The sequence below is a fragment of the Pseudomonas juntendi genome (genome assembly GCF_021560075.1).
Taxonomy (GTDB): Bacteria; Pseudomonadota; Gammaproteobacteria; order Pseudomonadales; family Pseudomonadaceae; genus Aquipseudomonas; species Aquipseudomonas juntendi.
This window is the reverse complement of sequence record NZ_CP091088.1, coordinates 4,740,889-4,764,229: the sequence shown is the minus strand read 5'-3', so window position 1 is coordinate 4,764,229 and position 23,341 is coordinate 4,740,889. Positions and strand designations below refer to the sequence as shown.

Below are 23,341 nucleotides of genomic sequence, written 5' to 3'. Positions count from 1 at the left end.
ACACCCCATGCCCCCACCACCACACCTTTAGTCACGAATGCCACTTTGCCAACCCCGCAGGCAGTGCTTCACTGGGTTTTTCAAGCCTACCCGGATCCAGGAGCCCCCGATGAACCTGCACCAGTACGCTGAAACCCACGAAGTTACCAACCAGCCACCGTCGCTAGACGGTGCCAACCTTTACCGCCTCGACCTGCCACTCCAGGAGTGGTCGCGGCGTTTCGGCGCGGGCTGGGCGCAGTCGCGGATCGATGCCTACGGCGCCCTGGCCGGGGGGCCGCTGATGCAGGCTGGCTTTCTGGCCAACGCCCACAAACCCGAATTCAGCAGCCACGACCGCTACGGCCATCGCATCGACCTGGTCGAGTTCCATCCGGCCTACCACGAACTGATGCGCACCGCGATCGAGCACGGCCTGCCGTCGCTGCCATGGGCCGAGCCGCGCCCCGGGGCGCATGTGGCACGGGCATCCATGACCTACCTGCACAGCCAGGCCGAAGCCGGCAGCGGCTGCCCGTTGACCATGACCTTCGCCGCCGTGCCAGCCCTGCGCTTGCAACCCGAGCTGGCCGAGTACTGGCTACCGAAAATCCTCGCCTGCGAGTATGACCCGCGCAATGTCGGCGACCGGCACAAGGCCGGTGTCACCCTGGGTATGGCCATGACCGAAAAACAGGGCGGCACCGATGTGCGGGCCAACACCACCCGGGCCTACCCGGTCGGGGCGCCGGGCCCGGGTCAGGCCTACGAGCTGGTCGGCCACAAGTGGTTCTGTTCGGCGCCGATGTGCGATGCCTTCCTTACCCTGGCACAAACCGAAAAGGGGCTGAGTTGTTTCCTGCTGCCGCGCCACCGCCCGGATGACAGCCGCAACCAGTTCTATATCCAGCGCCTGAAGAACAAGCTGGGCAACAGCTCGAACGCCTCCAGCGAGGTGGAGTTTCGCGGGGCGTTGGCGTGGATGATCGGCGAAGAAGGCCGTGGTGTGCCGACCATCATCGAAATGGTCGCCATGACCCGCTTCGATTGCATGGTCGGCTCCAGTGCGCTGATGCGCCAGGCGCTGACCCAGGCTACCCACCACTGCGCGTACCGCAAGGTCGGTGGGCGCGTGTTGAATGAGCAGCCGCTGATGCAGAACGTGCTTGCCGACCTTGCCCTGGAGAGCGAGGCTGCGCTCGCCCTCAGCCTGCGCATGGGGCAGGCGCTGGAGCAGCTCGAAGACCCGCAGCAGGCGCACTTCGCCCGCCTGGTGACGGCAGTGGGCAAGTACTGGATCTGCAAGCGTGCGCCGGCCATGATCAACGAAGCCGCCGAATGCCTGGGCGGTGCCGGTTATGTGGAAGACAGCATCCTGCCCCGGCTGTACCGCGAAGCACCGGTGAACTCGACGTGGGAAGGCTCGGGCAATGTGCAGTGCCTGGATGTGCTGCGGGCCCTTTCCAAGGAACCGGGGGTGCTTGATGCCTTGTTCGCCGAGCTGGGCGATGGGCATGGCGACCCACGTTTGGCGGCGCATATCGGCAACCTCAAGGGGGCGTTTGCCGATACTGGCGACATGCAGTACCGCGCGCGGCAGTTGACCGAGGACATTGCCCTGGCGTTGCAGGCCAAGCTGTTGCTGGAGGCGGGCAATGCGTTGGTGAGTGATGCGTTCATTGGCAGCCGGTTGGCGGGCGGCGGCCGGGTGTATGGGGCGTTGCCGCGCGGTGTGGATGTGCAGGCATTGGTGGCGCGGGCGACGCCAGCCTGGGCGAATTGATTCGGCTTGTTCGCGGGCATGCCCGCTCCCAAGATCTTCATGGATGTCCCGGGCGGTGCCGTACCTGTGGGAGCGGGCGCGCCCGCGAAGAATCCAGCACCGATCAATGGGGATGTATTTAGCCAAGAAGGCAGGCAAGATGGTTCACATGCATGTCCAGACAGGAAGCACAGTGTGAGCCACGCTTTTGTAGTCGTTGATACCCCCGAACAGGCCGTCGATCGTCTGGCGGCCCTGCATGAACAAGCCACCGGTGCCCTAAGCCTTGCGCTCAAGCGTTATCTGAAAGACCGCACCGAACCCGACGCCGAGCAGCGCGACCTGTTCCGCTACCCGGCCCTGCGCCTGACCTACTACAGCCATGGCGAAGTCGCCGCCACCACGCGCGCCTATGCCAAGGTGCAGGTGGCCGGCACCTACAGCGTCACTGTCACCCAGCCCGCGGCGTTCCGTGGTTATCTGCTGGAGCAGCTGCGCCCGCTGATGCACGACTACACCGTTACCGTAGAAGTGGGCGTCAGCGAACAGAATATCCCTTACCCCTATGTGGTCGACCAGGGTGACGAACTGGCCGGCAGCGGCATCACCGCCGCGCAGTTGGCGCGGGTGTTCCCCAGCACCGACCTGTCGGCCGCCACCGACAATATCGCCGACGGCCTGTACGACTGGGATCATGCCGACGTGTTGCCGCTGGCACTGTTCGATGCCGCACGCGTCGACTTCTCGCTGCGCCGCCTGGTGCATTACACCGGCAGCGACTGGCGCCACATGCAGCCGTGGATCCTGCTGACCAACTACCACCGCTATGTCGACCAGTTCATCAGCCATGGCCTGGAGCAGTTGCGTGACGACCCGCGTTTCGTGCGCATGGTGCTGCCGGGCAACGTGGCCATCGAAAAGGGCATGGACCATGGCGAAGCCCAGGCGCTGGTTGCCAGCGTGGTCTGGCACCGTTACCAGATGCCGGCCTACCACCTGATCGCCGCCGACGGTGACGGCATCACCTTGGTCAACATCGGCGTCGGCCCGTCGAATGCGAAGAACATCACCGACCATCTGGCGGTGTTGCGCCCGCATTGCTGGTTGATGATTGGCCACTGCGGCGGCCTGCGCCAGTCGCAGACCATTGGCGACTATGTTCTGGCACACGCCTACATGCGCCGCGACGGCATTCTCGACCGCGTGGTGCCGCCGAACATTCCGATCCCGGCCCTGGCCGAAGTGCAGTTGGCGCTGCAGGAAGCGGCTGCGCAAGTGACCGGAGAGCGTGGCGAACAGTTGAAGAAGCGCCTGCGCACCGGCACCGTGCTGACCTACGATGACCGTAACTGGGAGCTGCGCTGGGCCCAGGAGCGGCCGCTGATCAACCTTTCACGTGCCGTGGCGGTAGATATGGAAAGCGGCACCATTGCCGCCCAGGGCTACCGCTTGCGGGTACCGTACGGCACCTTGCTGTGCGTGTCCGACAAACCGCTGCACAGCGAGATCAAGCTGCCAGGTTCGGCCAACGCCTTCTATAACCGGGCGGTCAGCCAGCACCTGAAGATCGGCATTGCCGCCCTCGACCTGCTGCGCACCGAGCTCAACTCGTTGCACTCGCGTAAACTGCGCAGCTTCGATGAGCCGCCGTTCCGCTGAGGATCCATGTCACTGCCACCCCGTAACAAGCCGCGCCGCCCCCAGGCGCGGCCTGCCGCCGGCCCGCGTCGCCAGGCCAAGGCGCCGCCGGCCGAGCCCCGCCTGATCCTGTTCAACAAACCGTTCGACGTGCTGACCCAGTTCAGTGACGGCGAAGGGCGGGCGACGCTCAAGGACTTCATCGACATCCCGGGCGTATACCCGGCCGGGCGGCTGGACCGTGACAGTGAAGGCTTGCTGTTGCTGACCAACGATGGCGGGCTACAAGCGCGGATTGCCGACCCTAAGCACAAGCTGGCCAAGACCTACTGGGTGCAGGTGGAAGGTGAGCCGAGCGACGAGCAGTTGCAGCGTTTGCGTGACGGCGTGGAACTGAACGATGGGCCGACCTTGCCGGCCGAGGCGCGGCGCCTGGCCGAGCCCGCGTTGTGGCCGCGCAACCCGCCGGTGCGTTTTCGCAAGAGCGTGCCGACCAGCTGGCTGGAGCTGGTGATTCATGAAGGGCGTAACCGCCAGGTGCGGCGCATGACGGCAGCGGTGGGGTTGCCGACCTTGCGCCTGGTGCGGGTACGCATTGGTGACTGGGCGCTGGAGGGGTTGGAGCAGGGGTGCTGGCGGGAGGTTCCGGCAAAATTGCAGCGCTAGTGGGGGCCGCTTTGCGGCCCATCGCGACACAAGGCCGCTCCTACAGAACCGCGCAAAACCATGCCTTGGGTCGCGATCCCCGCTTTGTGCGACCCCTGTAGGAGCGGCCTTGTGTCGCGATGGAGCGCAAAGCGCTCCCCGCATTCCCAAGCCCTAAACCCCTTCAAGAAACCCCACCACCACGCTCTTGATGATAAAGGCCAGCACCCCCAGCCCCAGCACGAAGAACAGGATCAGCGTACCGAACTTGCCCGCCTTGGACTTTTTCGCCAGGTCCCAGACGATGAAACCCATGAAACCGATCAGCACGGTAACCAGGATGATCATCATCCACTCTTCGAATACGGCGGGATCCATCGGTGTTCTCCAGGCAGTTTGAGCGCTCGAGTATACGCCCGCAGGCGCGGGCAATTACCGAAGGTGGGTCAATGGCAGCTCGGTGCTGGCCAGCACCTGGTTCAGCACGAAACTCGAACGCACGCTGGTGACGCCTTCGATGCGGGTCAGGCTGCCGAGCAGCAGTTTCTGGTAGTGGTCCATGTCGGGCACCACCACCTTCAACTGGTAGTCGGCATCCATACCGGTGACCAGGCTGCATTCCAGTACCTGAGGCAGGTTGCGGATAGCGGCCTCGAAGGTCTCGAAGCGCTCCGGCGTGTGCCGGTCCATGCCGATCAGCACGTAGGCGGTCAGGCTCAGGCCCAGCTTTTTGCGATCGAGCAGGGCGACCTGGCGGGAGATGTAGCCGTCGTCCTCCAGCTGCTTGACCCGACGCGAGCATGGCGAAGGCGACAAGCCGATGCGCTCGGCCAGTTCCTGGTTGGAAATGCGCGCATCGCGCTGCAATTCGGCGAGGATGCTCAGGTCATAGCGGTCGAGTTTGCTCATGGCATTTGCCTTTTCTGTTCGGATTGCGGCGAATTATCATTCCAGGGTGAAAAATTGCGCAAGTAATATTTATATGAGCAATCTTCGCAATCCGCTGCCGCCAGCTGTCCGGTATCTTTATCAACAGAATCACTGCCCGGACATCAGTCCACGGCGACGCGCCCTAGGCGGGCGGTCGCGGCCAGCCATCCAACCGGATCCGCAGGCCCCCGGGCTACACAGCTTCCAGAAGACGCTGTGAGGTGAGCCGGTGCCACAAGTGCCGAGCACGGACGACAATTCCTGAAGGGAGGCCCTGCGGCCTCCCTTTTTTCATGTCGGTAATTTTAATTGGCCGGCCTGAAGACCACGGTAGACTGGCTGCCTGCTGCAGTTTACCTACCGAGAGGAATACCATGACGTCGCGCATCTGGCAGTTGGCAGGTGTTGGTTTGCTGGGGTTGGGCATCAGCCTTGGGGCGCTGGCCGAAGGGCCCGGCGACCCTGGGCCCGGTCGGCCGCTGAACGCCCGCGACGAAGTGCGCCAGACCCAGCCGCCCCGGCAGGGCTACTACCAGGATATTCCCCGCCGCCATGGCGATGAGCATCGCTGGCAAGCCGGGGGGCCGGGGCCGCAGTACCGCCCTGGGCACACGGTCGATCGTTTCCCTGACCGCTACTGGAAAGTGCCCTATCGCGGCCGTGACTACTTCTACTCCGGCGGTTACTGGTACCGCCCGCATGGCGGCAATTACATCGTGGTAACCCCGCCTTACGGGGTGCGGGTCAATTACCTGCCGCCGTATGCACGGGAAGTGTGGGTGGGTGGGGCGTTGTTCTTCCTGGTTGCCGATACCTACTACCAGTACCTGGAAGACAGCCAGGAATATGTGGTGGTCAACCCGCCGCCACCCGCGCCGCCACCCGCGCCGCCACCGCCGGTTGCGGGCGACTATGACGTGATGGCGTACCCGATGTATGGCCAAGGCCCGGAGCAGCAGGAGCAGGACCGTTACCAGTGCCACCGCTGGGCGGTCAGCCAGTCAGGCTTCGACCCCGCCACCGCGACTTACGCGCCGCCGCCGAATGTGCTCAGCAATTACCAACGCGCACTGGGGGCCTGCTTCAGCGGCCGAGGGTACAGCGTCAACTGACCCACGCGCAGGTTCAGACCGGGTCGGCATGCACCATCACATCCGCTTGCGGATAACGCTGGCGGATCACCCGCGAGGCCTCCACGCACAGCTCATGGGCATCATGCAGCGGCAACTGCCCGGGCAAATCCAGGTGCAGTTGTACGAACCACTGGTTGCCCGACAGCCGCGTACGCAGGTCGTGCACGCCTTTGACCCCGGGAATGGCCAACACCAGCGCGGCCATTTCCTCGCCCACATCGCCGGGCAGCTCCTTGTCCATCAGGATGGCGATACTCTCGCGCGCGATCTGCAGCGCGCTCCACAGGATGTAGAGGGCAATGCCCAGGCCGAACAGCGCATCCAGCTGCGGCCAGCCGAAACGGGCCAGTAACAGCGCCAGCAGGATGCTGCTATTGAGCAGCAGGTCCGAACGGTAGTGCAGCGAGTCGGCGCGGATCGCCGTGGAGCCGGTCAGGCGGATGACCTTGTACTGGAAGGCCAGCAGGGCGACTGTCAGCACCAGTGACAGCAGCATCACTGCGATACCGATGCTGGTATCACCCAAGGGTTGTGGCGTATGCAGGCGCTCGACCGCCTGCACGCCGATCAATACGGCACTGACGCCGATGAACAGCGCCTGCGCCATGCCGGCCAGGGCTTCGGCTTTGCCATGCCCGAAGCGGTGGTCGTCATCAGCCGGGCGCAGGGCGTAGTGCACGGCCAGCAGGTTGAGGAACGAGGCGACGGCGTCCAGTGCCGAGTCGGTGAGCCCGGCCAGCAGGCTGACCGAGCCGCTCAGCCACCAGGCCAGCGCCTTGCTCACTACCAGGATGCCGGCCACCGCCAGCGAGGCGCGGGTGGCCAGGCGCAACAGGCGCTGGTGTTCAGCCGGGGTGGTTATCATCCGTGGTCAGGTCCTTGTGGTTCAGGCTGCTGGCACCAAGCCAAGGCTGGCCAATTGCTCGACACTGCCGCGGTGCTGGATAAGCCGCGGGTCGTCAAGCGGCAGGCGCTGGCCCAGTTCGGTTTCAAGAATGGCCTGCAGTTTCAGGTTGTCGACCTTGCCATCCGGGCTGACGGCCTGTTGCAGTTTTGCCGGGTCGACCTGGGCGGTGTGGCCGCCTGGGTAGTAGATGGCGCCGGTGGCGAAGTCGATGCCGAAGGCGATCAGCCCGGGGATCACGTAGAAGAGGATGCCGATAGCGTCCATGGCGGCAACCACCGGGTCGATCTTGCCACCGATCTGGCCGCGACGGTCCGGGTAGAAAATGGTGCCGCAGGCGGTCAGTTGGGTCAGCAGGGTAACCACGAGTGCGCCACCGATGGCGCGGGTTGGGATGCGCATGACAATCTCCGAAAGGGTATTCAGCAGGGCAAGCGAAGCGCCTGCGCCAGATGCTAAGACCATGATAGGGCAGGCTGGGTTCGCCGTTATACTCGCCAGACTGTTCGAGGACCACCATGATTTCATTACCCATTGATGCGGCCTTGCCCGCTTTGCGCCAAGCCTTGCAAACCCGCGACGAAGCGGTGCTCGAGGCGCCCCCGGGGGCGGGCAAGACCACCCGTGTGCCGCTGGCGTTGTTGCACGAGCCATGGCTGGCCGGGCAGACCATCCTCATGCTGGAACCCCGGCGCCTGGCCGCCCGCGCCGCGGCCGAGCGGCTGGCCAGTGAGCTGGGTGAGCAGGTTGGGCAAACCGTGGGCTACCGCATCCGCCTGGACAGCAAGGTGGGCCCCGGCACCCGTATCGAAGTGGTCACCGAAGGTATTCTTACCCGTCGCCTGCAAGCCGACCCGGCACTGGAAGGGGTGGGCTTGCTGATTTTCGACGAATACCACGTTTTGCCACAATCCCCGGAAACGCATATTTCTTGTCAAACCAAGATTTGAGCCTTGCTGCCCTTTCTTTGCTCTGCTCCTCATCGAGCACCTAAGTGGTGTATCAGGTGATGCAGTCAAGCTAAGCCCGACCCTGCAGCTTTTCCATTCCGGACCAACCCTCGGCGAGGGTCTTTAATCCCACCTCCGGTAGGTGCCACGGGAGGTTCTTCATTGCCGCACGAGCGCTGCTCCGCTCCAGCAACCTCTCACGAAGCCAATGCCTAGCCAGCCTTCATCCCATGGAATAGCAATGAGGTGATTCGCCGGACATTGCTGTTGTGTTCCTCGCGATCTGGATCCGTCGCTTTGACTAGCCTCATCAGCTGGACATGGGAATAGTCGTTCAAGAGGAACGCGGCCAACTCGACGTCCAGATCCGCCCTGAGCTTGCCTGCCTCCTGAAGCGCCCTGAGCACATTTGCAATCTCTCCCTGCAGCTTACGGTTCATTTGATGGTACGAGTCAGGCAGCCCGACTCCACCGCTCAGCACCAGTGGCAGCAGCTCAGCCCAAATGGGGGCAGGTAAGACTTTGAGGCTGTAGCTGATCAGAAGCGATTCCAGGTGGCACAGCAGATCCACCGGGTCTTCGAACTGGTGCATGACCTCCCGCAGGTCGAGCACTGCGCGCTGATCAGCCTCCTGAAGCAACCCCAGCAGGATCTCCTGCTTGCTCGGGTAGTACTTGAAAACGGTAGGTGACGACACCCCGGCGAGCTTCGCTATCTGGTCAATAGACGTCTGCGCATACCCCTGATCTCTGAACAATTCGATGGCCGCCTCGGAGATGGCCTGGCGGCGCAGCTCCATCTGTCGTTCACGTAATCCACTCACTTGCGCTATCCGGTTGTCCACAGTCGAATGCAGCCTACCAGAAAAGGTGATCCCAATAAAATGTTTTAGTTGACTAAAGTTTTTGTTCGTAATAAATCTTTAGGGCATCTGCACGAACCGCAGAGTCATTTTTCGGGACAGCGTCATGAACGATAACAAGATTGATCATCTGGCCGAGCAGTACCGTAAGGCCAAGCAAGCGGTCATCAGCGGTGGACTTTCGGTCTCTCTGATGCAAGGGTTCCCAGCCACTCCAGATGCCCGGGTGACCTGGGATAACTGGATGCGTCCACCCTACAACCGCTGGGCTTTCAGAAATCTTGCACGCCTGCGCCCAACCATCGATGTCAAAGCTGGGAACGGTGCTCCCAGTGAGTGGAAATGTGCTCCCGGATCACTGGGTGGCTTGGCGTTCGAAAGCGTGATCGGCGAGTCGGTGACGGTTGCTGAGCACCTGCAGGCGAGCAAAACTGACGCCTTCATCGTGGTGCGTAACGGCGAGGTTATGCACGAGGAGTACTTCAATGGTCAGCAGCGCAGCGACCGGCACATCATGTTCTCCGTTACCAAATCGTTGATCGGCATGATCGGTGAAGACTTAGTGTCGTCGGGCATTTTGAACCCGGAGGCTCTGGCCAAGACCTATGTTCCTGAGTTTGGCGACGGTGCCTTCGCAGACGCAACCGTGCAGCAACTGTTCGACATGGCGGTAGGCATCGACTACAGCGAGGTCTATGACGATCCTGCTTCGGAAAGCTCTCAATATGGCTACGCCTGCGGATTTCAGCCGGCGCCGACTGAGTTTTCGCGCTATGAGTCGCTGTACCAGTACATCCCCTCGTTGCGAAAATTGGGTGAGCACGGTGGGTTTTTCCACTACGTGACTGCAACGACTGAGGCGTTAGCGTGGGTGATGGAGCGAGCAAGCGGTCTGTCTTGTTCGGAGCATCTTGAGCGCGTGTGGGGCAAGCTCAGCTGCGAGCGCGATGGCTATTTTATGGCTGACCCTTGGGGGCGCAGTGTGGCTGGTGCCGGCTTCAACGCGACCTTGCGTGACATGGCCCGCTTTGGTCAGTTGATTCTCGATGGCGGCAACCGCAATGGTGAACAGCTCATTTCTCAGAGCGCGATCGAGCGAGTGCTTCGTGGCGCTGACCCTGCTATCTACGCTGCGAACGAAGAGTTCTCCGAGTGGACGCCGGGGGCGTCGTATCGCAGCCAGTGGTATGTCTTCAACGACCACAGTCAAGCCATCATGGCAGGTGGTATCCATGGGCAGTACCTGTTTGTGGATATTCCCTCTAGGACAGTAATCGTCAAGCAATCCTCCCTACCTGAAGCTGTTACCGACCTAGATGCGGATAGCGTGCGGATGCTACGCGCTATTGCAATGCATTTGAGTGTTTAAAAAATAATTAAAGGATGCGGTCGCATCCTCCTGCTTTAGCAGGTTTAGGCGGCATGATTTGCCGCCCAACTGCCCTGTAATACAAAAACAATGCACAGGAGCATCACATGTACCGCACCCCGCGTAATGCCGGAGTATTGCTAGCGCTCGGCCTCGTTTCAGTGAGTCAGTTCACATGGGCCGGTTACAAGTTTGAAGATGGTGATTTAAGTGGAGAGTTTTCATTCTCTGCGGGTGGCTCTACTGTCACCGCTCGGAACATTAACTTCGGGGCCGGGGTCAAGGATCTTCGTAGCGGTAAGGATCGTGGTACAAAAACGACTTGGCAAGAAATCTATGTCAAGCCCAAGGTTGCATTTGATTATAAGTTGAATCCTGATCTGAGCTTATTGGCGGGTGGCTCAGTGGTTGCCGCAAGCACCTTTGGGGATGGTGATGCTGGCGGCAACACGCGCAGCTCCGATGGCAGCGCTTCTGTCGAAGAGGCTTACGCAGGCTTCCGGGCTGGGAATTGGAAATTCACGGCTGGCCGTCAGGACTACATGATTGGTACCGGCTTCATCGTCATGGATGGCAACCTTGATACCTTCGGGGACGGCGCGTACTGGCTTGGCCCGCGCACGGCGTTTCGCGATTCTGCTTTGTTGGCCTGGGATGGTGGAGCTGCTCAGGTACAAGCTTTCAGTTTGACCACCGATGATCATCTGGGCGATTTCCGGATGAATGGGGTCAACCTGGATTATGATGTGGGCGGTGCAGTCGTTCTTGGGGCAACTGCTATGAAGGTCGATGCGCTTGAGGGCCATACCCCTGCACGAGCTGCCCGTGACGGTATGCAGGTCTATAACGTGCGGGCTCTCAAGGCCGTTCACCCGGCTCTGCCCGCTCTGGAACTCAATGGCGAATACGCAGTCCAGCGAGGGAATGGTGACGGCGTTGACTACGACGCCAACGCTTGGTATGCCGAGGCGGATTACACGTTTGATATGCTTCCCTTCGCGCCTGTGCTTGGATACCGTTACACGCACTTTTCGGGTGACTCCGATCTAACTGATAATCGCCAAAAAGCCTGGGATCCTTTAAGTAAAGGGTTTATCGACTGGGGTACCTGGTTGCTCGGTGACGTCGTCGGAAACTATCTCCTGTTCAACACCAACCAGAATGTTCATCAGTTTTCAATCAAGAACCACCTCACTGAAAACCTGACGTTTGGTGTCATCCACTACCAATTCTCGCTTGACGAAAAGAACTATCAAGGCACCCCGGTTGACAAGCGTAGATTTGCGGATGAGACGGCAGTGTACTTAGATTGGACGCCAACGCCTCGCCTTTATACGTCCCTTTCGTATAACTGGGTAAATGCCAAATCCGCTGCAAAACAAGTTTTCGGGGATGACGAGCGTTTCAGTGCGCTTGAACTCTATTTTACGTATCGCTACTGAGTTCAATCACGCATTATCAATTGCGAGGTGTCGTTCATGAAGCAGGCTTTTTTGCGCAGCGTGTTTGGCGTCGCTGCACTGGCCGTCAGTTCTCTGGCTTGGGCTCAGCCTACCGTCAGGATCTACAACTGGATTGAGTATCTACCACCGCAGGTTCTGAAGGACTTTGAGCAGGAGACAGGCATACGTCCAATTTACGATGTGTTCGATAGCGTTGAAATCCTTGAGTCAAAGTTGTTGACCGGTAACTCGGGCTATGACGTAGTCTTTCCTGGAAGCTCGAACATTGGAAAGCTCATCCAGGCTAAAGCGCTAGAGCCACTTGATCGTGCGCAGCTACCGAACTGGAGTCATTTAGATGAGTCCGCGATGAAAAACCTCGAAGCAGTGGGGGATACGGGGAACCAATATGCCGTTCCGTACCTGCTTGGAACTACGATCATCGGCTACAACGTGGACATGGTTCAGAAGGCGCTCGGCGAAGACGCAGACATGGGTTCGTGGGACGCCATATTCAAACCTGAAAATATTTCCAAGCTCGCCACGTGCGGCGTTGGTTTCCTGGATGCTGCGACAGAGATCATTCCGATTGCCTTGCATTACCAAGGCCTCGATCCAAACAGTCAAAAGGCCAGTGATTACAAGCAGGCCGAGCAGGCAGTTCTGAAAATTCGCCCATATGTGAGCTATTTCAACTCGTCCAGGTATGGCATGGATCTGGCCAACGGGGATATCTGCGCAGCCGTTGGGTGGTCGGGCGGCTTTACTTTGGCCAAGCAACTTGCCAACGTTGCCGGAAAAGGGGTCAAGATCAAGATGGTTGTCCCCAAGGAGGGCGCACCTACCTGGTCAGATGTCATCGCCATTCCTCTGAACGCACCGAATGCTAAGGAGGCTCATGTTTTCATAAACTACATCCTCCGCCCTGATGTGATTGCCAAAATCAGCAATAAGATCGGTTACCAAAATCCAAACAAGGACGCGACTGCTCTGGTAGATGAATCCTTGCGAAACGATCCTACGATCTACATTCCTGAAGCGGAGCGTTCTAACTTGTACGTTCTTGAACCGATACCGTCATCCATCGAGCGCGTACGGACTCGAACCTGGACGTCGATCAAGAGCAATCGATGATTCGGATTGCACGAGAGGAAGTAATGGAAAAGTCCGAGCACGAATCTGTGAGCGTACCTGATTTAGAGTGGGTCATGACCTTGAAGGTTGATATCTCTGTGCATGAGAACTTGGGAGAGTGTTGCGAAGGTTGGCGCAGCAACTACCCGATCACGGGGGGTACCTTTGAAAGCCTGGGTTTTCGTGGGCGTGTTTTGCCTGGGGGAAGTGACCAGTATCTTGAGCGAAGGGACGGCGTAGGGGAGCTGGATGCCCGGTACAGCCTGTTAACGGATGCCGGAGAACTCATCAATATCCACAACACAGGCCGCCTGCTTCTCGACGAGGAAGGACGACGCTTGAGCGCGGAAGGCGTGTGGCCATTGAAGCAAGAGCGCTATCGCTGTACCTGCACACCGGTCTTCCAGGTGGCTAATGGGCCTTTGAGCTGGTTGCGAGATCACGTGTTTATTGGCCATGTCAGCTATCCCGCTGAAGGGCAAGTTCACATTGCCTGTTACCGTTTAGCGTAACAGGCGTCGTCGACATAGGCTGGTCTTATGTATTGAGGCCCACCCTGGTCGTCCGCCAAGCGGCGACCAGCAGGATCTAACAAAAATATGAATACACAATCAGACAACGTCTTGCGCGCAGCCTGCATTCTCATTGCGGCAGGATCCATTCTTGCCGTAGGCATTCAACCGATTTTCATCGGCCTCTTAGTCGAGCGCCTGGGGTTAACGCTCGCTCAGCAAAGCAGTGTCATGTCAGCCGAAATGTGTGGTTCGATTTTTGGCACGTTGGCATGCGTTCCGATCATGCGCCGGTTTAGTGTTCGCACTACGGCACTCTTGGCTGCATCCGCGTTACTCGTAAGCAATCTATTCACTGCTCAGGTTTCTGATGTTTCGATGTTGATGGCGGCTCGTGTCGTTGCCGGAATAGGATCGGGGATCCTGTACGCCTATTCCATTTTCGGCCTCGGAGGGTTGCGCGACCCTGATCGCTCCTATGGGGTGCTGCTGTTCATGCAAACAGCGCTTTTTGCTTTCTCGGCTGCGACAGTACCGCTGATTGCAGGGCGTCTGGGTTTCGGGTGGGCAATCAATTACCTGTCGATCTGGTTCGCCTTGATCTGCTTCGCGTGCATGTTTTTGCCTCGGACAACCGCTCCCAAGCCCAAAAATACAACCGACGCGAATGCGAAGAGTCTTTCGGTCGTTGGGGTGTTCTCCCTTATCGGGATGGTCTTGCTCCAAGTGTCCATCTATTCGCTTTGGGGGTTCGTAGAGGGCATAGGCACTGACGCGGGAATCGGGGCCGTGGAGATCGGTTGGGCCTTGAGCGTCGGTTTGCTGGGTGGTTTGCCCGGAGCCGCATTGCCAAGCCTTCTGGGCAAGAAGCTCGGGCGAGTGCCGATGATTCTTACGGGCTCGACGATCGTATTGGCGGCCATCGTCATGTTTGCAACCGCCATCAGAAGTGCCGTTGATCTGGGGATCGCCGTGTTTCTTATGAACGTTGGCTGGAACCTTGCGCTGTCGTACTACATGTCGTCGGTCGTCGCCCATGATCCAACGGGTCGGCTCACTCGCATGGTGGGGAGCCTGCAAGTCATCTCTGCCGCTGCAGCGCCAACGATTTTGATGGTGCTCATCGGTAACCAAGGTCGGCAGGAGATTTTTACCCTATCGGCGGGCTCGGTGTTGCTGGGCGGTCTATCGATGGCGGTGATGCTGGTACTCAACCGCAGGCGCAAGACCGAAGCTGATTTTGCTATTCAGTAAGGCTGTAGGAATGTCATCCCCCTTTGGGCGGTGGGCGCAGATCCACTCATGATTAGGGCTAATTGACCTTTAGATCAACTACCTCTATCGGCGCACCCGCCTGAACATGATTCCGGGAGGCAAGGCAGGGCCTCGTTACCTCAGGGAATACTCGATCCTTCGAAAGGGGCTGGTGGTCACTCCGGATGAGCGTGAGGGCATCCTGAAGGCCTGGCTGGATGAGCAGATCAAGACCGCAAGCTACCTCCGCTCAGCCTCGCCGAGCGTTGGCAGGACGATGCATGGGCGTCTGCACAGATCTGCAGCCGTTCTGACCGGCTATCAATCACGCAGATCACGGCCATTCGCGAGCTATCCGTCAGTCATCCGGTTGATGAAATAGCACATCGCACTGGCGCCACAATTTCTCAAGTCCAGCGTGTGATTGCCCGCAAATCCTACTCCCGCGTCATTTGAGTATTGGCTCAGCTCCGGCCTCCTTGAGGCGATCAACCTTTGTATACTGCCGCGTATGTCGTAGGAGTACACATGAGTTCGTTGCCGATCAATGCCGCGTTGCCGGCCCTTCTAAAAGCCCTTCAAGAGCGAGATGAAGTGGTGCTCCAAGCACCGCCTGGCGCCGGTAAAACGACGCGCGTTCCACTCGCGCTGCTCGATGAGTCCTGGCTTCAAGGGCAGACAATCATCATGCTCGAACCTCGCCGCCTTGCGGCGCGCGCTGCTGCGGAGCGCATGGCGAGTGAGCTGGGTGAGAAGGTCGGCGAAACCGTGGGCTATCGCATTCGTCTCGACAGCAAGGTAGGCCCGCGTACGCGCATCGAGGTAGTTACTGAAGGTATCCTGACGCGCCGCCTGCAAAGCGATCCTGCGCTTGAGGGCGTGGGTCTTGTGATCTTCGACGAGTTCCATCTGCGAAACCTGGATGCCGATCTCGCGTTGGCATTGACGCTAAATGGACGTGAGCTGTTCCGGGACGATGCTCCGCTGAAAGTACTGCTGATGTCGGCAACCCTTGAGGGCGAGCGGCTGTCACGCTTGCTGGATTACGCACCGATCGTGTCCTGCGAAGGGCGGATGTACCCGGTGTCGACGATCTGGAGCAGGCCGCAGCAGCCCGGTGAGTACCTCGAACCCCGGGCCATCAGTGCGTGCCTTGATGCTCTCGACGAGCAGACAGGCAGTTTGCTTGTATTCCTGCCAGGGCAGGCTGAGATCCGTCGTGTTCAAGCAGGGCTGGAAGACGCTTTAAGAGCCTCGCCATCTTTGCAGCAGAACACACTCCTATGCCCGCTGCATGGTGAACTCGATCTGAATGAGCAGCGTGCGGCGATCGATCCCGCCCCACCTGGGAAGCGCAAAGTGGTGCTGGCAACCAACATCGCCGAGACCAGTATCACCATTGATGGTGTGCGCGTAGTCATCGATACAGGCCTTGAGCGGGTTCCGCGCTTCGACCCACGAAGTGGGATGACGAGGCTGGATACTCAGCGGATATCCAAAGCCAGCGCAACCCAGCGTGCAGGTCGTGCAGGCCGGGTTGAGCCAGGGGTGTGTTATCGCCTGTGGTCTGAGGCCCAGCATGAGCAGATGGCTGGATTCAGTGCCCCCGAAATTCAGCAAGCCGACCTCACAGGCTTGGCGCTGCAACTCGCTAAATGGGGTGCAGAATCGGGTGACCTACGATGGCTTGATGCGCCGCCTTCAGCGGCATTTTCACAAGCGAATGACCTGCTCCGCCGCCTTGGCGCGCTGCAACAAGATGGGCAGTTGACCAAGCATGGCCAAGCGATGGCAGAGCTGCCCAGTCATCCACGCATTGCACATCTGTTGTTGCGTGGCCATGAGCTGGGCCTCACTGAGACAGCGTGCAACATTGCAGCCCTGCTCGGCGAGCGAGATATACAGCGTGGCAGCGGCGCAGATTTGCACAGTCGGCTGGCCATTCTTTCAGGGGAGCAAAGGGCTCAGCGATCAGAGCAAGCCGGCGCCCAACGAGCGAAGCAATTGGCGAAGCAGTACCGTTCATACATGCGCGGCTCAGCATCGCAACCCGTCGCTGATCCTGATCACCCTCAATGGGTGGGCTGCCTCTTGGCACTCGCCTATCCCGATCGTGTTGCGCAACAGCGCCGAGCTGGAGGGGCTGAGTATCGGTTGGCGAATGGTCGAGCAGCGATGTTTACAGAAGCTGATGCGCTGATGAAACATCCGTGGTTGGTCATTGCTGATTTGGGCAGTCGGCAGGGCCAGCGCGAAGAACGGATCTACCTGGCTGCCGATTTGGACGAAGCGTTGTTCGACACTGTCCTGAAAGAGCAGGTCACCCAGGTGGATGAGCTCGATTGGGATGAGCGAGAGGGCGTCCTTTGTGCTGAGCGGCAGGTGAAAGTGGGGGAGTTGATCCTGGCTCGCGCACCCCTGGCCAACCTCGACGATGACGCCCGTGTTCAGGCCCTGCTCAACTACGTTCGCCGCAAAGGCCTGGAGCTTTTGCCGTGGACACCAGAGCTACGTCAGTGGCAGGCGCGAGTTGAGTTGCTGCGCATTCTGGATGAAGAGGCAGGTAGCCCAAGTGAGTGGCCTGATCTTCGTACTGAAGCCCTGCTGGTGTCGCTTGAGGTGTGGTTAGGCCCGTATGTGGGAAAGGTCACCCGGCTAAGCCATTTCGGTCAGCTGGACTTATCCTCCATGCTCCGCAATTTGCTGCCTTGGCCTTTGCCGCAGCAGCTCGATGCACAGGCACCTCAGACGATTCCAGTCCCCTCAGGTTCGAATATTCGCATCGATTACAGTGAACGTCCCCCGGTGCTTGCTGTAAGACTGCAGGAGCTGTTCGGGCAGGCTGATACACCACGCATTGCAAATGGACGACAGGTGCTCAAGCTGCATCTGCTATCGCCGGCACGCCGTCCGGTTCAGGTTACCCAAGACCTTGCGAATTTCTGGAAGTCCACGTACGGCGATGTGAAGAAAGACTTGAAGGGGAGGTACCCGAAGCATTTTTGGCCGGATGATCCACTGATCGCTCAAGCGACTGCGCGTGCCAAGCCCAGAGGCACATGATCGACAGGAGGCGCGCAGGGGCGGAAGGCATTTTGCCAAACTGAGGATTCAGAGCGCTTCCAAGGGCAGCATAAAACTGCCCTATTTTATGCGCTCACTGCAAAGCGCCGCGTACTTTGTACTACTGGTGCGCTTAGCCTCGCTTGGTCGTAATTGGGGATATGTCGCCCATACCGCAAATATCTCCTCGTCAAGAAAGCTACCCAAGGTTCGAGACGCCCGTGAGGTTTTACGAGGTGAGCTCTAGAGTGTCAATGTTGGGTCTGAAGCGAACGTGCGGCTGGCGGATAGGCTGTCAATGTCTGCCGTAATCGACCTGCAGATAGTCAATCTTTGGAAGCAACATTGACAGTCAATGCCGTTTTTGTCTGAACTGGCTAACGCCCGTATGTTTCGGGGGCTACACGTTGTCAATCAATCAGGGAGGTAGGTGATAGAAAAGACTACTGGCCAGATGACCCTCTGGTGGCGGAGGCCACGGCCCGGGCGAAGCCGCGCGGCACCTGAAGGCGGCGCAGTGCCCCTGCACGTGCGCAGGCGACCTGCAGTGCTCACTCAGGCGCTGGCTTTTTCTTCCAGCAACATGAACAGCCGGTAGAGCACCACTGTGCTGAACAGCTGCAGGAAGCCGCTGAGGCTGTCCATGGCCAGCTCCATTGCCGGCGATGGCTCGGGGAACGCCATGAGCAGCAACCCGTCGATCAGCCAGATCGGTGCCAGCACCGCGACCACGCAAACCATGATGCGCATGAAATGCCCGGTGGTCATGCTGGCGCTGTCGCGCATCGCCTGCACCACCGGCCGGCCACGCAGTACCAGCAGGTACTCGGCGAACACCAGGTTGATCATGATCCACACGCCCGGGAATACGAACAGGGCCAGGCCCGCCATGATCAGCAGCGAGCTGATCAGGATCAGCAGGGCCAGTTGCGGCCACAGCTGCAAGGCGCGGGCGAACAGGTCGCGCTTGGCGATGTCCTGGCCCTGGCTACGGGTGTCCAGGTACAGGATCAGGGCGGCGCTATACAGCGGATAGCACAGCAGGCTGATCAGCATGCCGTAGGCAGGCGATGCCTGGTCGCCCAGTTGCCGGTACAGCAGTTGGGTGAGCAGGGCCTCCAGCACGACCAGCGGCAGGCACAGCTGGATAATGTTCGGCAGGTGGCGGCGGAAAAAGTACAGGGAGTCGCGCAGGACGCTCAGCGGATTCATCGGGCTATATCGCATGGCAGTAAAAACAGGTGCATCACTTTAGCCCAAAGCAGGCGTGGCGCTGTCACTTGCTGAAAAATGTTTCACCCTTGCAGCGATTGAATCGCGCGGCGCAACGCCCCATCTTTGAGGTTGTCCGTTGTCCCGCTACCCATGAGGTCGCCCCATGAACACTGAAGAACAAACCCTGATCGACGGCCTGTTCGGCCGTCTCAAGCAAGCCGAAGACCCAAGCCAGCCGCGCGACCCGCAGGCCCAGGCCTGCATCGAGCAGCACCTGCGCCAGCAGCCGGCGGCACCTTACTACATGGCCCAGGCGATCCTGGTGCAGGAAGCGGCGCTCAAGCGCCTCGACGAGCAGAACAAGCAGCTGCAGGCCGAGCTGGAACAGGCCCGTGCCCAGGCGGCCCAAGGCAGCAACAGTGCGCCCAGCGCTGGCGGTGGCGGTTTCCTGTCCAGCATTTTTGGTACGGGCGGGCGCGCTGCAGCGCCGCCGGTGCAGCCACAGCGGCCAGCGCCTGCGGTGGCATCGGCTGGCGGCTGGCGTGAGCCGGCGGCACCGGCCTACGCGCAACCGCCGGCACAGCAGCCTGGCGTGGGCGCTGCGCCGGCACGCAGTGGTGCCAGCAGCTTCCTCGGTGGGGCCATGCAGACCGCCGCCGGTGTGGCTGGTGGTGTATTGCTGGCGCAAGGTATCAGCAGCCTGTTCAACCACAACTCCCAGCCCGAAGAGGTGGTCGAGGTGATCAAGGAAGAGCCTGCGCCGGCCAGTGACAGTGGTGGCTGGAATGACCAGGGCGGGCAGCAGCAAGTGGCCGACAACGGTGGCTGGGGCAGCGACCAGGGTGGGTACGCCGACACCGATTACAGCAGTGATGACGGTGGGTTCTTCTCGGACGACGACTCCTACGTCTGACAGGTCTGGCATACTGCTGGCATTTCCGGGGCAGCGCAGCGGCCCCGGCATTCCAGGCCAGACAAGAGGTTCCCAGGTGAAAAAGATCGCGCTGTTCGCCGATGTGCAGAACCTCTACTACACCGTGCGCCAAGCCCATGGTTGCCATTTCAACTACACCGCCCTATGGGCCGATGTCTGCCGCGAAGGGCAGATCGTCGAGGCCGTGGCGTATGCCATCGACCGCGGCGACAGCAAGCAGCAACAGTTCCAGCAGATCTTGCGCAACCTTGGGTTCGACGTGCGCCTCAAACCCTTCATCCAGCGCAGCGACGGCTCGGCCAAGGGCGACTGGGACGTGGGCATTACCCTGGATGTGATCGATGCCGCCAGCCGGGTCGACCAAGTGGTGCTGGCCTCGGGTGACGGCGATTTCGACCTGCTGCTGGAGCGGGTGATCCAGCGCCACGGCACTGAGGCGGTGGTGTATGGTGTGCCCGGGCTGACGGCGCTGTCACTGATCCGTGCCGCCAGCCGCTATGTACCCATCGAGGGTAAGTTGTTGCTCAAGCACTGAGGTCATTCGTGGAACGTATCGCTGTCATCGACTTTGAAACCACCGGCATTTCCCCCGGTGCCGGCTGCCGCGCCACCGAAGTGGCGGTGGTCATGCTGGAAGGCGGGCGCATTGTCGAGCGCTACCAGAGCCTGATGAACGCCGGTGTGCCGGTACCCGCATTCGTCGCCGGGCTGACCGGCATCACCACGGCGATGCTGCGCAGTGCGCCGCCGGTCGACAAGGTCATGAACGAGGTGGCCGAGTTTGTGGGTGAGACCCCGCTGCTGGCACACAACGCCGCGTTCGACCAGAAGTTCTGGGATTACGAACTGGCGCGCATCGGCCGCAGCCGCAGCCAGTCATTTGCCTGTTCGCTGTTGTTGTCGCGGCGCCTGTTGCCGGCAGCGCCGAACCACAAGCTGGGCACCCTGACCCGCTGGGCGGGGCTGCCGGACACCGGTACTGCGCACCGGGCCATGGCCGATGCCGAAATGGCCGCCAACCTGATGCAGCACCTGGCCGGCGTGTTGCGAGAACAGCATGGTGTGCAGCAGCTCTCGCATGGCCTGCTGTGCCGGTTGCAGAAAACACCGGCAGCCAAGCTGCGCGAGGCGCTGGTCAAGTATGCTTGAGGCGTGTTCGGCGCTCGCTTCAAGCGGCGCCCGCTTCAAACCGAACGCACCGAAAGTGTGCCGCTCATTTCTAGCCATTCTGTAACTTCTGTTCGCTCAGGCAGGCCCCTAGACTGTTCACCCGTAAACGGATTTCGAGTGTCCAATGCCTGCCTCCCGTCGCTTTCCCTGGTTGCTCATCGGCGCCTTCCTGGCGCTGTACCTGGTCTGGGGCTCCACCTACCTGTTCATCCGCATTGGCGTCGAGAGCTGGCCACCGATGCTCATGGCCGGTGTGCGTTTCCTGATCGCGGGTAGCCTGCTGTACGGTTTTCTGCGCTGGCGCGGTGCGCCGGCACCCACGTGGCCGCAATGGCGGGCTGCCGGGGCAATCGGCTTTCTGCTGCTCAGTTGCGGCAACGGCGGGGTAACGGTGGCCGAACACGCTGGCGTGGCCTCGGGGGTGGCGGCCCTGGCGGTGGCGACGGTGCCGCTGTTCACCTTGCTGTTCGGCCTGCTGTTCGGGCACCGCAACTCGAAACTGGAGTGGGCAGGCATTGCCCTTGGGCTGCTGGGTATCGCCCTGTTGAACCTGGGGTCCAACCTGCAGGCGAGCCCGATTGGCGCAGCGTTGATCATTTTTGCCGCGGCCTCGTGGGCATTCGGTTCGGTGTGGAGCAAAAGCCTGCCCCTGCCACAGGGGCCAATGGCCAGTGCCGCAGAAATGCTGGTGGGTGGCGCAGTGCTGTTGTTGGGCAGCCTGCTGTCGGGCGAGCGCATGACGCAGGTACCAAGCGCTGCCGGCTGGGGCGCGTTGGCCTACCTGGTGTTCTTCGGCTCTATCCTGGCCTTCAGCGCCTACATGTACCTGCTCAAGCACGTGCGCCCGGCAGCTGCCACCAGCTACGCCTACGTCAACCCGGCCGTGGCGGTGCTGCTGGGGATCCTGTTTGCCGGTGAGCAGATCGGTGCCGAAGAGTGCGTGGCGATGGCGGTAATCATTGGCGCAGTGGTGCTGATCGGCCTGCCGCAGTGGCGCAAGCCTGCCAAACCCGTATTGCCGTTGAAAGGCGAAATCTGCAAGTAGGCAGGGACGATGCGGTAAACTTGCCGGCTTCGCTGAACCCCTGACGGTATTGCCATGAATTTCGCCCAACTCGGCCTGATCGAACCGCTGCTGCGCACCTTGCAGCAGCTGGCCTACACCACCCCCACACCGGTGCAGGCCAAGGCCATTCCCGCCGTGCTGGCCGGCCGCGACCTGATGGCCGCGGCCCAGACCGGCACCGGAAAAACGGCAGGCTTTGCCCTGCCGGTACTGCAGCGCCTGGCCCTGGAAGGCGAGAAAGTGGCCAGCAACTCGATCCGTGCCCTGGTGCTGGTGCCGACCCGAGAGCTGGCCGAGCAGGTGCACAACAACGTGCGCGAGTACGCCGAGAACCTGCCGTTGAGCACCTATGCGGTGTACGGCGGGGTCAGCATCAACCCGCAGATGATGCGCCTGCGCCGTGGCGTCGACCTGCTGGTCGCCACCCCTGGCCGCCTGCTCGACCTGTTCCGGCAGAACGCGGTCAAGTTCAACCAGGTGCAGACCCTGGTGCTGGACGAAGCCGACCGCATGCTCGACCTGGGCTTTGCCGAAGAGCTGCAATCGGTCTATGCCGCGTTGCCACGCAAGCGCCAGACTTTGCTGTTTTCCGCCACGTTCTCCGAGCAGATCCGCCTGCTGGCAGGGCTGGCCCTGAATGACCCGCTGAGTATCGAAGTCAGCCCACGCAATGCCACTGCCGCCAGCGTCAAGCAGTGGCTGGTACCTGTGGATAAAAAGCGCAAGGAAGACCTGTTCTGCCACCTGATGCGCAAGCAGCGCTGGAAGCAGGTGCTGGTGTTCGCCAAGACCCGCAATGGCGTCGACCAGTTGGTGGCGCGCTTGCTGGCCGAGGGTGTGAATGCCGATGGTATCCACGGTGACCGCCCGCAGGCGACCCGCCAGCGCGCACTGGACAGCTTCAAGGCCCGGGAAATCCAGGTGCTGGTGGCCACCGATGTGGCTGCCCGTGGCCTGGATATCGACGATTTGCCGCTGGTGGTCAACCTGGACCTGCCCATCGTTGCCGAGGACTACGTGCACCGTATCGGCCGCACCGGGCGGGCGGGCAACAAGGGGGAGGCGATTTCGCTGGTGTGCGCCGATGAAGTGCAGCTGCTGGCGGCGATTGAGGTGCTGACCCGCCAGACCCTGCCGCGTCATGAAGAACCGGACTTCATTCCGGATCACCGGGTGCCGATGACCGACGCCAGTGGCCAGGTGATCAAGAAGCCGAAGAAGCCCAAAAAGCCGAAAGAGAACAGCGCCAAGCGTGGCTTGGGGCGCTGGATGGACAGCACCGAGGGGGGCAATGCCGAGCCTGCAGTGAAGGCGGTGCGCAAGGTACCTAGCTTCAATGGCGGGCCGCGCAAGCGTAAACCTTAGCCTCGCGGCGCCA

At 60.6% G+C, this 23,341-nt stretch carries 21 protein-coding genes and 1 pseudogene; 16 read left to right on the top strand and 6 right to left on the bottom strand.

Features of this window, described 5'->3' with window-relative positions:
* The first annotated feature begins 109 nt into the window (after positions 1–109).
* From L1P09_RS22070 to L1P09_RS22060, 3 genes are all read left to right on the top strand, one after another.
* The gene (locus L1P09_RS22070) at positions 110–1,762 is read left to right on the top strand and encodes an acyl-CoA dehydrogenase family protein (protein WP_054905921.1); all 1,653 of its coding nucleotides are present in this window, start codon (positions 110–112) and stop codon (positions 1,760–1,762) included.
* A gap of 174 nt (positions 1,763–1,936) precedes the next feature.
* Complete coding sequence (gene amn, locus L1P09_RS22065; RefSeq protein ID WP_009685408.1) at positions 1,937–3,400, top strand: AMP nucleosidase; 1,464 nt, start codon at positions 1,937–1,939, stop codon at positions 3,398–3,400.
* 6 nt (positions 3,401–3,406) lie between these two features.
* Positions 3,407–4,045, top strand: a complete 639-nt coding sequence (locus L1P09_RS22060) for a pseudouridine synthase (protein WP_235768118.1) — start codon at positions 3,407–3,409, stop codon at positions 4,043–4,045.
* 153 nt (positions 4,046–4,198) lie between these two features.
* On the opposite strand, the gene L1P09_RS22055 is transcribed toward L1P09_RS22060, so the two are convergent.
* On the bottom strand, positions 4,199–4,402 hold the full coding sequence (locus L1P09_RS22055) for a DUF2788 domain-containing protein (RefSeq protein WP_003249787.1): 204 nt from the start codon (positions 4,400–4,402) through the stop codon (positions 4,199–4,201).
* Between the two features lie 54 nt (positions 4,403–4,456).
* The gene (locus tag L1P09_RS22050) at positions 4,457–4,933 is read right to left on the bottom strand and encodes an Lrp/AsnC family transcriptional regulator (RefSeq protein ID WP_003249795.1); all 477 of its coding nucleotides are present in this window, start codon (positions 4,931–4,933) and stop codon (positions 4,457–4,459) included.
* A 395-nt stretch (positions 4,934–5,328) separates the two neighbouring features.
* Here L1P09_RS22050 and L1P09_RS22045 point away from each other — a divergent pair, with 395 nt between their 5' ends.
* Positions 5,329–6,066 carry a DUF6515 family protein gene (locus tag L1P09_RS22045; RefSeq protein WP_235768117.1) on the top strand — a complete coding sequence of 246 codons (738 nt, stop codon included), beginning with the start codon at positions 5,329–5,331 and terminating at the stop codon, positions 6,064–6,066.
* A 13-nt stretch (positions 6,067–6,079) separates the two neighbouring features.
* Here the strand turns inward: L1P09_RS22045 and L1P09_RS22040 are convergent, their stop codons facing one another.
* A complete protein-coding gene (locus L1P09_RS22040; RefSeq protein WP_009685411.1) occupies positions 6,080–6,952 on the bottom strand; it encodes a cation diffusion facilitator family transporter in 873 nt (290 codons plus the stop codon).
* Positions 6,953–6,973: 21 nt separating this feature from the next.
* Positions 6,974–7,393 (bottom strand): hypothetical protein, encoded by a 420-nt coding sequence (locus L1P09_RS22035; RefSeq protein ID WP_009685412.1) that lies wholly within the window; start codon positions 7,391–7,393, stop codon positions 6,974–6,976.
* Positions 7,394–7,509: 116 nt separating this feature from the next.
* Here L1P09_RS22035 and L1P09_RS22030 point away from each other — a divergent pair.
* Positions 7,510–7,890 (top strand): annotated as a pseudogene (locus tag L1P09_RS22030) (DEAD/DEAH box helicase); the annotation flags it as partial.
* Positions 7,891–8,153: 263 nt separating this feature from the next.
* On the opposite strand, the gene L1P09_RS22025 reads toward L1P09_RS22030, so the two are convergent.
* Positions 8,154–8,765 carry a TetR/AcrR family transcriptional regulator gene (locus L1P09_RS22025; protein WP_235768116.1) on the bottom strand — a complete coding sequence of 204 codons (612 nt, stop codon included), beginning with the start codon at positions 8,763–8,765 and terminating at the stop codon, positions 8,154–8,156.
* Positions 8,766–8,910: 145 nt separating this feature from the next.
* Between L1P09_RS22025 and L1P09_RS22020 the strand changes: the two genes are divergently transcribed.
* From L1P09_RS22020 to hrpB, 6 genes are all read left to right on the top strand, one after another.
* Positions 8,911–10,173, top strand: coding sequence for a serine hydrolase domain-containing protein (locus L1P09_RS22020; protein WP_054906083.1), 1,263 nt, complete (start codon positions 8,911–8,913; stop codon positions 10,171–10,173).
* 107 nt (positions 10,174–10,280) lie between these two features.
* The gene (locus L1P09_RS22015; RefSeq protein WP_232892744.1) at positions 10,281–11,615 is read left to right on the top strand and encodes an alginate export family protein; all 1,335 of its coding nucleotides are present in this window, start codon (positions 10,281–10,283) and stop codon (positions 11,613–11,615) included.
* A gap of 36 nt (positions 11,616–11,651) precedes the next feature.
* Positions 11,652–12,749: a polyamine ABC transporter substrate-binding protein gene (locus L1P09_RS22010; protein WP_235768115.1), complete on the top strand. Its 1,098-nt coding sequence runs from the start codon at positions 11,652–11,654 to the stop codon at positions 12,747–12,749.
* Positions 12,746–13,261, top strand: a complete 516-nt coding sequence (locus L1P09_RS22005; RefSeq protein ID WP_154211069.1) for a DUF3237 domain-containing protein — start codon at positions 12,746–12,748, stop codon at positions 13,259–13,261. The genes L1P09_RS22010 and L1P09_RS22005 overlap by 4 nt, the downstream gene beginning before the upstream one ends.
* Before the next feature lie 87 nt (positions 13,262–13,348).
* A complete protein-coding gene (locus tag L1P09_RS22000; RefSeq protein ID WP_009685420.1) occupies positions 13,349–14,515 on the top strand; it encodes an MFS transporter in 1,167 nt (388 codons plus the stop codon).
* Positions 14,516–15,043: 528 nt separating this feature from the next.
* Positions 15,044–17,578, top strand: a complete 2,535-nt coding sequence (hrpB, locus tag L1P09_RS21995; protein WP_235768114.1) for an ATP-dependent helicase HrpB — start codon at positions 15,044–15,046, stop codon at positions 17,576–17,578.
* A gap of 555 nt (positions 17,579–18,133) precedes the next feature.
* On the opposite strand, the gene L1P09_RS21990 is transcribed toward hrpB, so the two are convergent.
* Positions 18,134–18,790: a YciC family protein gene (locus L1P09_RS21990; RefSeq protein WP_235768113.1), complete on the bottom strand. Its 657-nt coding sequence runs from the start codon at positions 18,788–18,790 to the stop codon at positions 18,134–18,136.
* Positions 18,791–18,956: 166 nt separating this feature from the next.
* Between L1P09_RS21990 and L1P09_RS21985 the strand changes: the two genes are divergently transcribed.
* From L1P09_RS21985 to L1P09_RS21965, 5 genes are all read left to right on the top strand, one after another.
* A complete protein-coding gene (locus tag L1P09_RS21985) occupies positions 18,957–19,706 on the top strand; it encodes a DUF2076 domain-containing protein (RefSeq protein WP_235768112.1) in 750 nt (249 codons plus the stop codon).
* Positions 19,707–19,782: 76 nt separating this feature from the next.
* Positions 19,783–20,262 carry a LabA-like NYN domain-containing protein gene (locus L1P09_RS21980; RefSeq protein ID WP_009681780.1) on the top strand — a complete coding sequence of 160 codons (480 nt, stop codon included), beginning with the start codon at positions 19,783–19,785 and terminating at the stop codon, positions 20,260–20,262.
* Between the two features lie 8 nt (positions 20,263–20,270).
* Positions 20,271–20,876 carry a 3'-5' exonuclease gene (locus L1P09_RS21975; protein ID WP_029887389.1) on the top strand — a complete coding sequence of 202 codons (606 nt, stop codon included), beginning with the start codon at positions 20,271–20,273 and terminating at the stop codon, positions 20,874–20,876.
* 145 nt (positions 20,877–21,021) lie between these two features.
* A complete protein-coding gene (gene yedA / locus L1P09_RS21970) occupies positions 21,022–21,942 on the top strand; it encodes a drug/metabolite exporter YedA (protein ID WP_235768111.1) in 921 nt (306 codons plus the stop codon).
* 54 nt (positions 21,943–21,996) lie between these two features.
* Positions 21,997–23,328, top strand: a complete 1,332-nt coding sequence (locus tag L1P09_RS21965) for a DEAD/DEAH box helicase (protein ID WP_054911680.1) — start codon at positions 21,997–21,999, stop codon at positions 23,326–23,328.
* The last annotated feature ends 13 nt before the right edge of the window (positions 23,329–23,341 follow it).

Coding starts and splice junctions, on each gene's coding strand:
- L1P09_RS22060 (WP_235768118.1), top strand. CDS start 3,407: ATGTCACTGCCACCCCGTAACAAGCCGCGCCGCCCCCAGGCGCGGCCT.
- L1P09_RS22040 (WP_009685411.1), bottom strand. CDS start 6,952: ATGATAACCACCCCGGCTGAACACCAGCGCCTGTTGCGCCTGGCCACC.
- L1P09_RS22070 (WP_054905921.1), top strand. CDS start 110: ATGAACCTGCACCAGTACGCTGAAACCCACGAAGTTACCAACCAGCCA.
- L1P09_RS22015 (WP_232892744.1), top strand. CDS start 10,281: ATGTACCGCACCCCGCGTAATGCCGGAGTATTGCTAGCGCTCGGCCTC.
- L1P09_RS22010 (WP_235768115.1), top strand. CDS start 11,652: ATGAAGCAGGCTTTTTTGCGCAGCGTGTTTGGCGTCGCTGCACTGGCC.
- L1P09_RS21990 (WP_235768113.1), bottom strand. CDS start 18,790: ATGAATCCGCTGAGCGTCCTGCGCGACTCCCTGTACTTTTTCCGCCGC.
- L1P09_RS22005 (WP_154211069.1), top strand. CDS start 12,746: ATGATTCGGATTGCACGAGAGGAAGTAATGGAAAAGTCCGAGCACGAA.
- L1P09_RS22020 (WP_054906083.1), top strand. CDS start 8,911: ATGAACGATAACAAGATTGATCATCTGGCCGAGCAGTACCGTAAGGCC.
- L1P09_RS22045 (WP_235768117.1), top strand. CDS start 5,329: ATGACGTCGCGCATCTGGCAGTTGGCAGGTGTTGGTTTGCTGGGGTTG.
- L1P09_RS22050 (WP_003249795.1), bottom strand. CDS start 4,933: ATGAGCAAACTCGACCGCTATGACCTGAGCATCCTCGCCGAATTGCAG.
- L1P09_RS22035 (WP_009685412.1), bottom strand. CDS start 7,393: ATGCGCATCCCAACCCGCGCCATCGGTGGCGCACTCGTGGTTACCCTG.
- hrpB (WP_235768114.1), top strand. CDS start 15,044: ATGAGTTCGTTGCCGATCAATGCCGCGTTGCCGGCCCTTCTAAAAGCC.
- L1P09_RS21985 (WP_235768112.1), top strand. CDS start 18,957: ATGAACACTGAAGAACAAACCCTGATCGACGGCCTGTTCGGCCGTCTC.
- L1P09_RS21965 (WP_054911680.1), top strand. CDS start 21,997: ATGAATTTCGCCCAACTCGGCCTGATCGAACCGCTGCTGCGCACCTTG.
- L1P09_RS22000 (WP_009685420.1), top strand. CDS start 13,349: ATGAATACACAATCAGACAACGTCTTGCGCGCAGCCTGCATTCTCATT.
- L1P09_RS22055 (WP_003249787.1), bottom strand. CDS start 4,402: ATGGATCCCGCCGTATTCGAAGAGTGGATGATGATCATCCTGGTTACC.
- yedA (WP_235768111.1), top strand. CDS start 21,022: ATGCCTGCCTCCCGTCGCTTTCCCTGGTTGCTCATCGGCGCCTTCCTG.